Source organism: Pseudomonas fluorescens (assembly GCF_040448305.1).
Classification (GTDB): Bacteria; Pseudomonadota; Gammaproteobacteria; order Pseudomonadales; family Pseudomonadaceae; genus Aquipseudomonas; species Aquipseudomonas fluorescens_BH.
Map to the genome: position 1 here is coordinate 1,627,108 of NZ_CP148752.1, position 15,479 is coordinate 1,642,586.

The following is a 15,479-nucleotide window of genomic DNA, read 5'->3' on the forward strand; positions in this document are numbered from 1 at the left end:
CATGTTGAACTTCAAACACCTGATGGTGACCGCCTTGATGCTGTCCGCCGCGTTCAACGCGCAGGCCGAGCGCCTGAAGGACATCGCCAGCATTTCCGGCGTGCGTTCCAACCAATTGATCGGTTACGGCCTGGTGGTCGGGCTTAACGGCACCGGCGACCAGACGACGCAGACCCCGTTCACCCTGCAGACCTTCAACAACATGCTCTCGCAGTTCGGCATCAAGGTGCCGCCGGGTTCGGGCAACGTGCAGTTGAAGAACGTCGCGGCGGTGTCGATCAGTGCTGATTTGCCGGCGTTCGCCAAGCCGGGTCAGCAGGTCGACATCACCGTTTCGTCCATCGGCAACTCCAAGAGTTTGCGCGGCGGCACCTTGCTGCTGACGCCACTCAAGGGTATCGATGGCAACGTGTATGCGGTGGCCCAGGGCAACCTGGTGGTCGGTGGTTTCGATGCAGAAGGGCGAGACGGCTCGAAGATCACCGTCAACGTTCCGTCGGCCGGTCGCATCCCCGGCGGTGCGTCGGTGGAGCGTGCAGTACCGAGCGGTTTCAATCAGGGCAACAGCCTGACGCTGAACCTCAACCGTTCTGACTTCACCACCGCCAAACGCATCGTCGACAAGATCAACGACTTGCTTGGCCCTGGCGTGGCCCAGGCCATCGACGGCGGTTCGATTCGCGTCACCGCGCCGCTCGATCCGAGCCAGCGCGTCGACTACCTGTCGATCCTGGAAAACCTTGAGGTCGATCCGGGCCAGGCGGTGGCGAAAGTCATCATCAACTCCCGTACCGGCACCATCGTGATCGGCCAGAACGTCAAGGTTTCCCCGGCTGCCGTGACCCACGGCAGCCTGACCGTGACCATTACCGAAGACCCGATCGTCAGTCAGCCCGGCCCTCTGTCCAATGGCACGACGGCGGTGGTGCCGCGTTCGAAGGTCAATGCCCAGCAGGAAGCCAAGCCGATGTTCAAGTTCGGCCCTGGCACCACCCTCGACGAAATCGTGCGGGCGGTGAACCAGGTCGGCGCGGCACCGGGTGACTTGATGGCGATCCTCGAAGCGCTGAAGCAGGCTGGTGCCCTGCAAGCCGATCTGATCGTGATCTGAGGACGGCCATCGTGGATATGCGCAAGAGCGGTCTGGTCAGCAGTAGCGATTCGGGCTCCTATTCGGACCTCAATCGTCTGAATCAGCTCAAGGTCGGCGACAAGAACAGCGACGGCAACATGCGCAAGGTGGCGCAGGAGTTCGAGTCGCTGTTCATCGGTGAGATGCTCAAGTCCATGCGCTCGGCAACCGATGCGCTGGGGCAGGACAATCCGATGAACACCCCGGCGGTCAAGCAGTACCAGGAAATGTACGACCAGCAACTGGCGGTTTCCATGTCCCGCGAAGGCGGCGGTATTGGTCTGGCCGACGTGCTGATGCGCCAGATGTCGAAGAACAAACCGATGGCTCCGGGCGAGGCCGCCGCTGCATCGCTGGCCAAGCAAGAGGCCGCCAAGGCGGCCGTGCAAACACCGGTGGCAGCGGGCACGGTTGCGCTCAACGGGCCGTTGTCGCGGGTCAACGGCCAGCGTCCGTTGTGGGCCTCGCGCTCGGTTCATGCGCCGCAGGAGGCAGGCGAGAGTGCTCATCGCAATGACATGGCGCTGATCAATCAGCGGCGCCTGGCGTTGCCGCCGAAACTGGCCGACCGTTTGCTGGCGGGGCTGGTACCTTCGGCGACGACCGCCGCTGCAACAGTCAACGCAACTCAATTGCCGCAGCGTACGACCAGCACCGGTACCGGTCCGTTGTACAACGGCGACTGGCTGACCAACGCGCAACAAGCCTCCAGTGGCGGCATGCAGATTTACGGTCGCGCCATGGCACAGATTCCTCTGGCGCCGGCGAAGAAAGCCTTCAGTTCCGCCGACCAGTTCATCAACACCATGTTGCCGATGGCCAGGGAAGCGGCGGCCCGGATTGGTGTCGATCCACGTTACCTGGTGGCCCAGGCGGCCCTGGAAACAGGCTGGGGCAAGTCGGTCATGCGTGCTCAGGACGGCAGCAGCAGCCACAACCTGTTCGGCATCAAGGCCGGCAATAGTTGGCAGGGCAACTCGGCGCGGGCGATCACCAGCGAATTCCGCAATGGGCAGATGGTCAAGGAGACGGCCGAGTTCCGTTCCTACGATTCCTACAAGGACAGTTTCCATGACCTTGTGACTTTGCTGCAGACCAATAATCGCTATCAAGATGTCGTGAAGTCGGCCGATAACCCAGAACAGTTTGTACGCGAGTTGCAGAAGGCCGGTTACGCAACCGACCCGGACTACGCAAGCAAGATTTCGCAGATAGCCAAGCAGATGACGAGTTACCAGAACTACGCTGCGGCGGGCGTTTCCACCACGCCTTTATAGGCACAAGGTATAAGGTCTGAATCATGAGTTTGCTCAATATCGGGATGTCGGGGCTCAGTGCTGGCCATAACTCGTTGGTGACGACCGGCAACAACATTGCCAACGTCGACACCGCCGGGTACTCGCGCCAGCAGTCTGTGCAGAGCACCAAAGGCTCGATTCAGTACGGCAACGTGTTCATCGGTACCGGCACGACGCTGGCCGATGTGCGTCGCGTGTATAACTCGTATCTCGATTCGCAGCTGCGTACCGCTACCTCGCTCGACAGCGAAGCCGCGTCGTACAACGCACAGGCCACGCCGCTGGACGCCACGCTTTCCGATACCAACACCGGGCTGACCGGTGTGCTGCAAAAGTTCTTCACTTCGATGCAAGGCGTTTCGACCTCGGCCACCGACGACACGTCCCGCCAGTCGGTGCTGACCGGTGCCCAGGCCCTGTCCGCTCGCTTCAATTCGATCGCCAAGCAGTTGAACGATCAGAACACCAACCTGAACGGCAGCCTGGGCGACATGGCGGATCAGGTGAACAAACTGTCCACCACGATTGCCACGCTCAACCAAAAAATTTCCGAGCTCTCCACCGGCACCAACCAACCAAACGACCTGCTGGACTCGCGCAACGAAGCCGTGCGCCAACTGTCCGAACTGGTCGGTACCCAGGTGGTCGAGCGTGGCAACAGCTACGACGTCTACATAGGCAGCGGCCAGCCCCTGGTGGTCGGCAACACCACCAATACGCTGCAAACCGTACCGGGCAAGGATGATCCATCGCGCATGGCGCTGCAGCTCAACCGTGGCTCCAGCACCATCGACGTGACCTCGGTGGTCAGCGGCGGTGAAATCGGTGGCCTGCTGACTTACCGCAAGGAAGTGCTCGACCCATCGCTCAATGAACTGGGGCGCGTAGCCCTGGTGGTGGCCGACCAGATCAACAGCCAGCAGGCGCAGGGCATCGACAAGAACGGTGATTTCGGCGCAGCGATCTTCAACAACATCAACAGTGCCGCCCTGGTCAGTCAGCGCAGCATTGCGGCGGCTGGCAACAGTGCCGGCTCCGGCAACCTCGATGTCACCATCAAGGACACCGGCAAGCTGACCGCCAGCGACTATCAGGTGACGTTCACCAGCGCGACCGACTACACCGTCAAACGCTCGGACGGCACCGACATGGGCGCGTTCAGCACCACGACCACCCCGGCTCCGGTGATCGACGGCTTCAGCCTGAACCTCAACGGCGGTGCACTGAGCGCCGGCGACTCGTTCAAGGTGACGCCGACCCGTGGCGCGGCGGCCGGTATCCAGACCGTGCTCAGCGACCCGAAAAAAATCGCCGCGGCAGCACCGCTGACCGGCGTGACCAATGCCAACAACACCGGCACCTACACCCAGCCGACGCTGACCAGCACCATCGATATCTACAACCCGGCGGCCCAGGCAGAAATGCAGACCGCGCTCAAGCACTCGACGCCGGTCAAGCTGGTGTTCGGCGCGGCCAGCGGCGGTAGCCAGAGCTACAACATGGTCGATGCCAAGGGCAATTCGATCGGCACCGGCACCATCGTTCCCGGCCAGAGCAACACCCTGAACCTGAAAGTGGGCATGGTCGATGCCAGCGGTGCTCCGGTCATGGACACCAGCGTCACCCCGGCCGTGCAGAAGACGTTCACCGTGCAGACCACTGTCGGCGCCACGCCCGCCAGCGGCGAAAGCTTCACCATCAACCTGACCGGCGCGGCGTCTTCGGACAACCGCAACGCCCAGGCGCTGGTGGGGCTGCAAACCAGACAGACCGTAGACACCGGCACGGCGAGCAAGGGCATCAGCCTGACCGATGCCTACAACAAGCTGGTGACCAACGTCGGCGCCAAGGCTGCCCAGGGCAAGTCCGACAGCGAGGCCACCACGGCGATCCTGGACAACGCCAAAGGGGCGCGGGATTCGAACTCCGGGGTCGACCTGGATGAAGAAACCGGCAACCTGGTCAAGTACCAGCAGTACTACACCGCGTCTTCGCAGATCATCAAGGCTGCGCAGGAAATTTTCACCACGCTGATCAACAGCCTTTAAGGAGTCGTAATTCATGCGCATTTCCACCGCCCAGTATTACGAAATCACCGCTGCCAACTACCAGCGCAACTTCAACAAGGCCATCGCGACCAGCAACGAAATCAGCAGCCAGATCCGCGTCAACACTGCCGCCGATGATCCGATCGGTGCCGGTCGTTTGCTGCAACTGGGTCAGCAGAGCGCGATGCTTGGTCAGTACGGCACCAACATCAACACCACCAAGAGTGCGTTGAGCCTGCAGGAAACGACGCTTGACTCCATCGGTACCGCTTTGCAGCGCGCCAAGGAACTGGCCCTCGCCGCCAGCAACGGCATTGCCACCGACGCGGACCGCAAGGCCTATGCGTCGGAGTTGGGCCAGATCCAGCAACAAGTGCTGGGCCTGATGAACACCAGGGACTCGAACGGCAACTACCTGTTCTCCGGTTCGAAAACCGACACCGCGCCTTACTCGCAGAACTCGGACGGCACCTACAGCTACAACGGTGACCAGACCACCATCGACCTTGGCATTGGCGATGGCATGACGGTCGGGACCAACACCACTGGCTGGGATGCGTTCCAGCAGACCATCAATACCAGTCGCACCCAGACCACCATGACCGCTCCGGCGGTGGATGACGGTCGCGTGGTGCTGTCCAACGGTACGGTCGGCACCAGCTCCACCTACAACGCGAAGTTCACGGGCGGCCAGCCCTACACCGTCAGCTTCCTCAGCAGCACCCAATTGAAGATCACCGACGCGCTGGGCAATGACGTGACCACCGAAGCCAGCCAGAACGGTGTCATCAGCAACTCCAACGGTGCCAACCAGACGGTCAGTTTCCGTGGTGTCGACCTGAAGTTGAACATCAACCTCAAATCCACTGATACCAACCCGGATGCGGTGATCGCTGGTCACAGCTTCAATCTGTCTTCCACATCGGACACCTTCAACACGTCGCGCAGCGCCGGTAACCCGTCGACCGCGGTCATCACCGGTTCCAGCGTGACCAACCCGACGGATTACACCAACGCCTTCCCGTCGGGCGGGGCGATCCTCAAGTTCACCAGCGCCACCAATTTCGACCTGTATGCCGCGCCGATCACTGCCGACAGCAAGCCGGTGTCGTCGGGCACCGTGGCGGGCGGCAACGCCACTGCGGCGGGCGTAACGTTTGCCCTGGGTGGCGGCACCCCGGCGTCCGGCGACCAGTTCGTGATTCAGTCCAACAACCATCAGACCCAGAACGTGCTCGACACCCTGGGCCAGATGATCACCGCGCTGAACACGCCGATCGACGGCGACCCGGTGGCCAAGCAGAAGTTACTGGGGGCCATGGAGTCGGGAATGGGCAACATCGACAGTGCGGCCAACCAGATCGGCTCGGCCATCACCACGATCGGTGCCCGCGGTCAGGCACTGGATAACCAGGCCGCGACCAACGAGAGCCTGACCTTGGCGAACAGCGCCAGCCAGAAGTCGATTCGCGATTCGGACCCGGCTGAAGCCATGACTCGCCTGACCTTGCAGCAGACCATGTTGCAGGCGGCGCAGCTGGCGTTCAGCAAGATTTCCCAGCTGGGTCTGTTCAACAAGATCTGACGGTGGTCGGGCGCGCAGGCGCCCGATGGCCTTGCCCCTTCAGTATTTATCGTCTTTTTTGCGGTAACAATGGGCTCGCTTTTCAGGGCGGGCTCGCGCCGCCTGTGAGCCCGCCGTGAATTCACTTCCGATTGTCAGCCTGGTCATTCCCGCCTTCAATCCGCGCTTTTTCGGTCGTGCCTTGCACACGGCCGTGAGCCAGAGCTACGGCAATCTGGAGATCATCGTTTGCGATGACAGTCGCGGCCATGAGATCGAAGACATCGTTGCGTCGGTGGTTGAACAGGGTGCGAGCGTGCGCTATGTGCGTAATCCGCGAACCCTGGGGTTGGTGGGTAACCTGCAAGCTTGCCTGGAGCAGGCGCAGGGCGAGTACATCAAGTTTCTTTGTGATGACGACCAGTTGTTTTCCGCCTGCATCGAGCGTCAGGCCCAGGTGCTCATCGATTGTGCCGACGTCAACCTGGTGGTCGCCCAGCGCCTGCTCTGGGATGCCGACGACATGCCGCTGCCTTCGCGCCTGGAAAACACCCCGCTTTCCCCGGTGGGCGGGGTGTTCAAGGGCGAGGACCTGCTGGCGATCTTCGAAAACTTCCCGGTCAATATCCTCGGTGGTTTCAGCAACGCCATGTTCCGTCGGGCTGACGTGCTCGAACTGTTCCCGGCACTGACGCAGCCTGGCCATTGCTTCGTCGCGACCCTCGATTTTGCCTTGTACGTCTGCCTGATGCGGCGCGGCAACCTGGCGGTGTCCAATCACGTGCTCGGCGTCGAACGCCTGTACCCCGAACGATTGAGCAGCCAGCAGTCGATGAAGGACGCAGCGGAAACCGAACGGCAATGGCTGTCGCAGATGCTCAAGGCCCGTAGCGGCGAATCAGCGCCGGCCCAGGGTTGGGTGCGCTATGTGCCACTGACCAAAGTGGACGAGTCACCGCGGGTATGGGAAGAGTTGCCGCTAAGCCGGACCCTGGGCACCAAGCAGACCACCCAGGACTGGCATGTCGGCATCGCCAGTGTCAGTTTCGCGCAACTGTATGCCCAGTGGCTGGCGTGCCGCAGTCTCACCGACGGTCAGCGCGAGCTGCTGGCGGATACGTTGGAGGCGTGGCCAAGCAGACCCAAAATCGTTCCGGTCATCATCGATGAGCAAGGTAGCCGTTCGGCACTGGAGCTCACTCTGCAATCGCTGGCGGATCAGGATTACGCCCCTGAACTGACGCTGGTGCTGTCGGCATCGTGCACAGAAGCCGTGCTGGACGAGCGAGTGTTCCGCTTGCCGTTGCAGGACGACTGGCAGCAGCAGATCAACGCCCTGCTACCGCAACTGGAAGGCACTGGCTGGTTCTATCTGTTGCGCGCCGGTGATCGTCTGGTGGCGCCGGCCTTGCTGGTCATGGCTGAACGCATTGCGCTGTCGCGCTCGCTGACCTGCCTGTACAGCGACGAAGGTGGGCTGCATCAGGGTGAGTCGGCCGAGCCTGCATTCAAGCCAGACTTCAACCTGGACCTGATGCGCAGCTATCCCTACGTGGGGCGAGCGCTGGCATTCGAGCGCGAGCAGTTCCTGGCACTGGGCGGTTTCGATTCGGTGTACGGCGAACTGGCACCCCATGATGTGTTGTGGCGCATGGTCGAGAGTGCTGGCACGCACGTGGTCGGGCACATTTCGGAGGTGTTGCTGGAGTCGGCGTTCGACCTGGCCAAATGGCTGTCGCTACCGCAAGTGGTGGACACCAATCCACGGTTGCTCGAGGCGCACTTGCAGCGCCTGGGTGTCGCCCACGACATTCGCCAGGGCAGTTCCGCGCTGCTCAATCGGGTCGACTATCAGCATGCTGATCGGCCGCTGGTGTCGATCGTGATCGTCAGCAAGGACCAGACCCTGGCGTTGCAACGCTGTGTCGAGAGTCTGCTGGAGAAAACGGCCTACGGCGAATACGAGTTGCTGTTGGTGGACAACGGCAGCGAGAGCGCCGAGGCGCTTGACTGGTTCGCCGGCATGGCGCAATTGGGCAGTGAGCGGATCCGGGTGCTGCGCTGCGAGTTGCAGGGTAATGCGGCGGCGGTGCGCAACTTCGCCGTGCAGCAGGCCGCTGGCGAGTACGTGCTGATGCTCAACCCCTACACGGTGATCACTCAGGCGCAATGGCTGGGTGAACTGCTCAATCATGCGCAGCGTCCGGAAGTCGGCGTGGTGGGGGCCAAGCTGTTCAACCCTGATGGTCGCGTGCTGCATGCCGGCCTGATTCTCGGGTTGCAAGGGCCGGCCGGCATGCCGTTCCATGGTGAGATGCTGCACGCAGCGGGGTACATGTACCGCTTGCAGGTCGCTCACAATTTCAGTGCCGTCGGCGGCGATTGCCTGATGGTGCGCAAAGCGGTCTTTGACGTCGTCGGTGGCCTGGATGAGCAGGGCCTGGCGCAGTCCCTCAACGAAGTGGACCTGTGCCTGCGGGTTGGCCAGGAAGGTTATCTGGTGGTGTGGACGCCTCACGCTCAACTGGCCTTGGGCGCGCAACCGGCGGTGGCTGCGCAAGAAGGTGACCAGGCCCGGGGCGAGCAGGAGCAGGAAGTTTTCTATAAGCGCTGGCTGCCGATCGTGGCCCGTGATCCGGCCTACAACACCAACCTGGCGTTGCAGGGATTGGGCGGTGCAAGCTTCAGTCTCGAGCCCGGCTTGCGATCCGGTTGGAGCCCGTTTTCCAAGGCTCAGCTGCCGAAGATTCTCGCGTTGCCGGTCAACGCGTCCGCCATCGGCCATTACCGGGTCACGCAACCGCTGATCGAGCTGGAGGCCGCCGGCAGGGCGCACGGGCGGATTCATTACAACCTGCCGACCATCATCGAGGTCGAGCGCCATTCGCCTGACGTGATCATCTTGCAGGGGCGCTATTCCGAAGGTCCGATCAACGAAATCCCGAGCCTGCAAAAATACTCCAGCGCGCGACGTATCTATGAGCTGGATGACTTCGTGATCAACGTTCCGCACCGCAATGCGCATATCCGCAATATGCCGGGCAAGGACGAAATGGAGGCGCTGGTCCGGCGCGCCATCGGCATGTGCGATCGCGTGGTGGTCTCCACCGAGCCGCTGGGTAACGCGTTGTCAGACATGCATCACGACATTCGCGTGGTGCCCAACATGTTGGCGTCGCACTTGTGGACCGATCTGCGCAGTCAGCGCCGCACGTCGAAAAAGCCTCGGGTCGGCTGGGGGGGCGGCACCAGCCACCACGGGGACCTGGCGGTCATCGCCGATGTGGTTCGCGAACTGGCCAATGAAGTCGACTGGGTATTCTTCGGCATGTGCCCGGACGATTTGCGTCCGTACATGCATGAGTTTCACGGGGTGATCGGGCTGGATGTGTACCCGGCCAAACTGGCCAGCCTGAACCTGGATCTGGCATTGGCGCCGTTGGAGTTCCACATCTTCAACGACTGCAAGAGCAACCTGCGCCTGCTGGAGTATGGCGCTTGCGGTTACCCGGTGATCTGCACCGACACCGAAGCCTATCGCGGCTACCTGCCGTGCACCCGGATCAAGACCAACTCCACGGATGAATGGCTGCAAGCGATCCGCATGCACCTGGCCGATCCGGACGCCAGCTATCGCATGGGCGATGAGTTGCGCGAGATCGTGCTGCGTGACTACGTGCTGCGCGGCGACAATTTGCGCTACTGGGAAAATGGCTGGCTGGCGGACTGACCGTTCGCGCATCCATCCCGACCAGGCAGGCGACGTTGAGTCGCCTGCCTTTTTTTTTCCGCCAGACTTTGCAATCAGCGTTGAAGATGCCCGCCAAGCATTGCCCGGTAGCGGATTGAAAGAGCTGGCGCGTTTCCTGCAAGTCCCCCTTATATCGCCATAAAACGAGCACTTCCGGTCAGTCCGGATGCGCCCTGAACGGCGGCAGGTTTAACCCTGATGGCCCGCAAAAGCTTGATACAGCTTGGCTGAGCCCTGTGACGAACAAGAGAGGAAGGGGATGAAGGCAGTTATTTTGGCGGGTGGACTGGGTACGCGGATCAGCGAGGAGTCGCACCTCAAGCCAAAGCCGATGATCGAGGTCGGCGGCAAGCCAATTCTCTGGCACATCATGAAACAGTACTCCGCTCACGGGATCCACGATTTCGTGATCTGCCTTGGCTACAAGGGCTATGCGATCAAGGACTTCTTCGCCAACTACTTTCTGCACACCTCCGACGTCACGTTCGACATGTGCAACAACCGCATGGATGTTCACCAGAACTACAGCGAGCCATGGCGCGTCACGCTGATCGACACCGGCGAAGAGACCATGACCGGCGGCCGTTTGCGCCGCGCCCGACGCTACCTCGAAGACGAACAGGCCTTCTGTTTTACCTATGGCGACGGCGTGTCTGACCTCAACATTGGCGCGTTGGTGGACTTCCATCTCCAGCACGGAAAACTGGCGACCGTCACCGCAGTGCAACCACCCGGCCGATATGGCGCGCTCAATCGCGATGGCGACCGTGTCCTGGGCTTCACCGAAAAACCTCGCGGCGACGGTGGCTGGATCAATGGCGGATTCTTCGTCCTGTCGCCCAAGGTGCTGCCGCTGATCGACGGCGACGAGACCTCGTGGGAGTCCGGGCCGCTGGATGGTCTGGCCGAGCGTGGCGAGCTCATGGCGTTCCAGCACGACGGTTTCTGGCAACCGATGGACACCCTGCGTGACAAGAATCACCTGGAAGCGTTGTGGCAGAGCGGGGAGGCCCCATGGAAGCAATGGGCCTGAGCCCGCAATTCTGGCGCGGCAAGCGGGTGCTGGTCACCGGCCACACCGGGTTCAAGGGCAGTTGGCTGACGTTGTGGCTGCAAAGTCTGGGTGCCGAGGTCAGCGGGTTTTCCCTCGATCCGTCCACCGAGCCGAGCCTGTTCGAACTGGCGCGGGTGCATGAAGGCATCAACGATCAGCGCGGCGACTTGCGTGACCTCGGGGCCTTGCTGGAGCTGATCACCGAGACCCAACCGCAAATCGTCCTGCACCTGGCGGCCCAGCCGCTGGTGCGCGAAGGTTATCGCGACCCGTTGGGCACCTATTCCAGTAACGTCATGGGCACGCTCAACCTGCTCGAAGCGATCCGTCAGGTGGGCGGTGTGCGCGCCTGCGTGCTGGTGACCACCGACAAGGTCTACGCCAATCAGGAATGGTTGTGGCCGTACCGCGAAAATGAAGCGTTGGGCGGTCATGATCCCTACAGCAGCAGCAAGGCGTGCTGCGAATTGTTGGCGCAATCCTATGCCGCCTCGTTCTTTGCGCCGCCAAAGCACGCCGAGCACGGTCTGGCGCTGGCCACGGCGCGCGCCGGCAACGTGCTCGGTGGTGGCGATTTCGCCCCGGAGCGGTTGATTCCCGACGTGCTGCGGGCGTGGTCGGCGGATGAACCCGTGACCTTGCGCTATCCGCAGGCGGTGCGCCCATGGCAGCACGCGCTGGAACCGCTGGCCGGCTATCTGCAATTGGCTGCCGGCCTGTATGAGCAAGGCCCGCAATTTGCCGGGGCGTGGAATTTCGGCCCTGGCGAGGCGGACATGTGCAGCGTCGGTGAAGTGGTCGAACTGCTCGCCAGCCGCTGGCCGCAGGCACGCGGGCTACGCATCGAACCGAGCGATTTGCATGAGGCCGGCCTGCTGCGCCTGGACAGCAGCCGCGCCCGTCAATTGCTCGGCTGGCAACCGCGCTGGTCGTTGCAGCAGTGCCTGACCCAGACCCTGGATTGGCATTTGGCGTGGCAGAACGGCGATGACATGCGCGCCATCAGCCTGGCGCAATTGAACCTGTACCGAGGCGCGCTGTGAGTGAATTTCTGCTGAAGGCGTTGCCGCTGAGCGGTTTGTTCAGCGTGCAGCACAAACGCTTCGAAGACGAGCGCGGGCACTTTGCCCGGTTGTTTTGCGAAGGCAGCCTCGGTGCGTTTGGCCAGTCGTTTCATATCCGCCAGATCAATCACTCCTGCACCCGCGAACGCGGCAGCGTGCGTGGCCTGCATTACCAGAATGCCCGTGCGCCGGAAGCCAAGTTGATCACCTGCCTGCGTGGTGAAGTCTGGGATGTCGCGGTGGATCTGCGTCCCGACTCCGAGACCTTTCTGCACTGGCACGCCGAACACTTGCGTGCCGGTGATGGCCGCAGCCTGTTGATTGCGGCCGGGTTCGCCCACGGCTTCCAGACCCTGAGCGCCGACGCCGAGCTGCTTTACCTGCACAGCAACGACTACACGCCGGAACACGAAGGCGGGTTGTCGGTGCTCGATCCACGGCTGGCGATTGCCTGGCCGTTGCCTGTCAATAATCTGTCGGTGCGCGATGCGAGTCATCCGGCGCTCGATGAACACTTTGCCGGAGTGCGACTATGAACTGCCGTGGTTGCGCGACTGCGCTGACCCTGCCGCTGATTGACCTGGGCACCTCGCCACCGTCCAACGCCTACGTGCGTGTCGACCAGCTGGAGCAGGCCGAACAATGGGTGCCGTTGAAGGTTGCCGTGTGCCAGCAATGCTGGCTGGTGCAAACCGAGGATTACACCAGCGCCGACAGCCTGTTCGATGCCGAGTACGCCTATTTCAGTTCGTTCTCCAGCACCTGGCTGGCCCATGCCGAGCGTTATGTGGCCGAGATGGTCGAACGCTTCGGCCTGAGCACCGATAGCCGTGTGGTGGAAGTCGCGGCCAACGACGGTTACCTGTTGCAGTACGTGGCCAGGCGCGGCATCCCTTGCCTGGGCGTCGAGCCGACCCGCAGCACCGCGCAAGCGGCGCGGGAAAAAGGCCTGGAGATTCGTGAACTGTTTTTCGGTCGCGACACCGCCGCGCAGCTGAAAAGCGAAGGCTGGGGCGCCGACCTGATGGCCGCCAACAACGTGCTGGCCCACGTCCCGGACATCAATGATTTTCTCGGCGGTTTCGCGACCCTGCTCAAGCCGACGGGTGTGGCGACCTTCGAATTTCCGCAACTGCTGACGTTGATGGCCGGCCAGCAGTTCGACACGCTGTACCACGAGCATTATTCCTACCTGTCGCTGACCGTTGTGCAGACCTTGTGCGAGCGCAATGGCCTGCAAGTGTTCGACGTCAGTCAGCTCTCGACCCATGGCGGTTCGCTGCGGGTGTTCGTCCAGCGGGTGGATGGCGAGCGTCGGGAAGTGCAACCGGCGGTCCGGAAACAACTGCAGGCCGAACTCGCCGCCGGGGTGAAAACCCCTGGGTACTACGCGACCCTGGCGCCCGCCGCCGAGCGCATCAAGCATGACCTGCTGCGTTTCCTGTTGCAGGCCAGGGCCGATGGCAAGCGCGTGGTCGGCTACGGCGCCGCCGCCAAGGGCAACACCCTGCTCAACTACGCCGGGGTCAAGCCGGACCTGCTGGCCTGGGTGGCCGATGCCAACCCGCACAAGCAAGGCAAGTATCTGCCCGGTAGCCGCATTCCGATCGTGTCGCCGGCACAGATCGACATCGAAAAACCGGACTACGTGCTGGTGCTGCCGTGGAACCTGCTGGATGAGATCACCCAGGCCTTTGCCGGCATCCGTGCATGGGACGGTCGTTTTGTCATTGCCATTCCCGAGTTGATCATTCGATGAGCCGAATTCATTACACCAAACCCAGTGTCGGTGAGCTGGAAGCTGACTACGTACTCGATGCCGTCCGCCATGGCTGGGGAGAGCGCTGCTACGAGTACCTGACGCGCTTCGAAAAGTCCTTTGCCGAGCACCTGGGTGCGACTTACGCGATTGCAACGTCCAGTTGCACCGGTGCGCTGCACATGGGCATGGCGGCGCTGGGCATCGGTGCCGGCGATGAGGTGATCCTCGCCGATACCAACTGGATCGCCTCGGCTGCGCCCATCACCTATCTGGGCGCGACGCCGGTGTTCGTCGACGTGCTGGCCGACAGCTGGTGCCTCGACCCGCAGCAGGTTCGCCGGGCAATTACCCCACGGACCAAGGCGATCCTGGCGGTGCACCTCTACGGCAATCTCTGCGACATGGACGCGTTGCTGGCCATCGGTCGCGAGTTTGGCCTGCCGGTCATCGAAGACGCGGCCGAGGCGATCGGCTCGCAGTGGCGTGGTTACGCGGCAGGTTCCCTGGGGGCGTTCGGTGCGTTTTCCTTTCACGGCACCAAGACCATGACCACTGGCGAAGGCGGCATCTTCGTGACGTCGGACAAGGCCCTGTATGACCGCGTACTGACCCTGTCCAACCATGGCCGGGTGGCCGGAAGCAACAAACAGTTCTGGCCGGATTTCCTCGGTTTCAAATACAAGATGAGCAACCTGCAAGCGGCCGTCGGTTGCGCACAGGTCGAGCGGATCGACGAGCTGATCGAACGCAAGCGAGCAATCTTTGCCCACTACGCCGAGGCGCTGGCGTCGTTGCCGGGCTTGTCCATGAACCCTGAGTCCGAACACGCGCGCAACGGTTACTGGATGCCCACCGTGGTCTTTGACCGCGAGCTGGGGATCACGCGGGACAGGTTGAGCGCAGCCTTCCAGGCCGCCGATATCGACGCGCGGGTGTTCTTCTGGCCGCTGTCGTCCTTGCCGATGTTCAGCCAACTGACGGCCGACTCGCCCGTGGCGCATTCGCTGCCGGAGCGCGCCATCAATCTGCCGAGCTACCACGACATGACCGATGACGATCAGCGCCGGGTCATCGAGGTGCTGCGCGCGCTGGTACTCAAAAGGACCCGGCTATGAAGGTTTACCTGCTGGGGGCGGCCAATCCTGAAGCGGTACGGATGATCCTCACCCTGCAACGCAGCCAGCCGGACGCGCAGTTCGCCTTTCTCGATAACGATCCGGCGAAACAAGGCACGCTGTTTCATGGCGTGCCGGTGGTGGGTGGTACCGACAAGGTGGCCGAGCTGAAAGGCCCCGACACACGCTTTGTCAATTTGATCACCGGCAGCACGGCGCTGCGTTACCGGACCACCTGCGAGATCGTCGAGGCCGGCGGCACCCTGGGCAACTTCATCCACCCAGGCATCGATCTGACGATGATCACCATGGGCGTCGGCACCTATCTGCAAGAGGGCGTGATCATGCAGGCGCAAGTCAGCCTGGGTGACAACACCAGTATCAGCGCCGGCAGCGTGGTCGGGCATGAGGGGCAGGTCGGCCATTCGGTGTTCATGGCGCCGGGCGTCTGCATTGCCGGTTGTGTCGAGATCGGTGACGGCACCTTCATCGGCACCAACGCCACGATCCTGCCGCGATTGCGCATCGGTCGTTGGGTCACCATCGGTGCGGGCGCCGTTGTGACCAGAGACGTTCCAGACTATGCGGTTGTGGTGGGCAGCCCCGCCAGGACCATCAAGACCAATCCTGCTTCCTTTCAAGACGGTCGGGTTTTCAAGTAACCACCGCGACTAATTTCCGGAGAGTCTGT

The 15,479-nt window shown here is 62.2% G+C and carries 11 protein-coding genes; all 11 read left to right on the forward strand.

The features are described 5' to 3' along the window. The first annotated feature begins 1 nt into the window (after position 1). The 11 genes from WHX55_RS07360 to WHX55_RS07410 all read left to right on the forward strand — a co-directional run bounded on the left by WHX55_RS07360 (position 2) and on the right by WHX55_RS07410 (position 15,450). Positions 2-1,111, forward strand: coding sequence for a flagellar basal body P-ring protein FlgI (locus WHX55_RS07360; RefSeq protein ID WP_150757712.1), 1,110 nt, complete (start codon positions 2-4; stop codon positions 1,109-1,111). 11 nt (positions 1,112-1,122) lie between these two features. Beyond that, positions 1,123-2,409, forward strand: a complete 1,287-nt coding sequence (gene flgJ / locus WHX55_RS07365; RefSeq protein ID WP_353742319.1) for a flagellar assembly peptidoglycan hydrolase FlgJ — start codon at positions 1,123-1,125, stop codon at positions 2,407-2,409. Between the two features lie 23 nt (positions 2,410-2,432). Further along, positions 2,433-4,478: a flagellar hook-associated protein FlgK gene (flgK, locus tag WHX55_RS07370; protein ID WP_353742320.1), complete on the forward strand. Its 2,046-nt coding sequence runs from the start codon at positions 2,433-2,435 to the stop codon at positions 4,476-4,478. Positions 4,479-4,491: 13 nt separating this feature from the next. Then, positions 4,492-6,063 (forward strand): flagellar hook-associated protein 3, encoded by a 1,572-nt coding sequence (locus tag WHX55_RS07375; protein ID WP_353742321.1) that lies wholly within the window; start codon positions 4,492-4,494, stop codon positions 6,061-6,063. Between the two features lie 115 nt (positions 6,064-6,178). Next, entirely contained in the window at positions 6,179-9,772 is a 3,594-nt protein-coding gene (locus WHX55_RS07380; protein WP_353742322.1) for a glycosyltransferase, read from the forward strand. A gap of 280 nt (positions 9,773-10,052) precedes the next feature. Further along, positions 10,053-10,826 (forward strand): glucose-1-phosphate cytidylyltransferase, encoded by a 774-nt coding sequence (gene rfbF, locus WHX55_RS07385; protein WP_353742323.1) that lies wholly within the window; start codon positions 10,053-10,055, stop codon positions 10,824-10,826. Then, positions 10,808-11,890 (forward strand): CDP-glucose 4,6-dehydratase, encoded by a 1,083-nt coding sequence (rfbG, locus tag WHX55_RS07390; RefSeq protein ID WP_353742324.1) that lies wholly within the window; start codon positions 10,808-10,810, stop codon positions 11,888-11,890. The genes rfbF and rfbG overlap by 19 nt, the downstream gene beginning before the upstream one ends. After that, the gene (gene rfbC / locus WHX55_RS07395) at positions 11,887-12,447 is read left to right on the forward strand and encodes a dTDP-4-dehydrorhamnose 3,5-epimerase (protein ID WP_353742325.1); all 561 of its coding nucleotides are present in this window, start codon (positions 11,887-11,889) and stop codon (positions 12,445-12,447) included. The genes rfbG and rfbC overlap by 4 nt, the downstream gene beginning before the upstream one ends. Then, on the forward strand, positions 12,444-13,670 hold the full coding sequence (locus WHX55_RS07400; protein ID WP_353742326.1) for a class I SAM-dependent methyltransferase: 1,227 nt from the start codon (positions 12,444-12,446) through the stop codon (positions 13,668-13,670). The genes rfbC and WHX55_RS07400 overlap by 4 nt, the downstream gene beginning before the upstream one ends. Then, positions 13,667-14,788: a DegT/DnrJ/EryC1/StrS family aminotransferase gene (locus WHX55_RS07405; protein WP_151213394.1), complete on the forward strand. Its 1,122-nt coding sequence runs from the start codon at positions 13,667-13,669 to the stop codon at positions 14,786-14,788. The genes WHX55_RS07400 and WHX55_RS07405 overlap by 4 nt, the downstream gene beginning before the upstream one ends. Beyond that, entirely contained in the window at positions 14,785-15,450 is a 666-nt protein-coding gene (locus WHX55_RS07410) for an acetyltransferase (RefSeq protein WP_353742327.1), read from the forward strand. Before WHX55_RS07405 ends, WHX55_RS07410 begins: the two co-directional genes overlap by 4 nt. Positions 15,451-15,479: the final 29 nt, after the last annotated feature.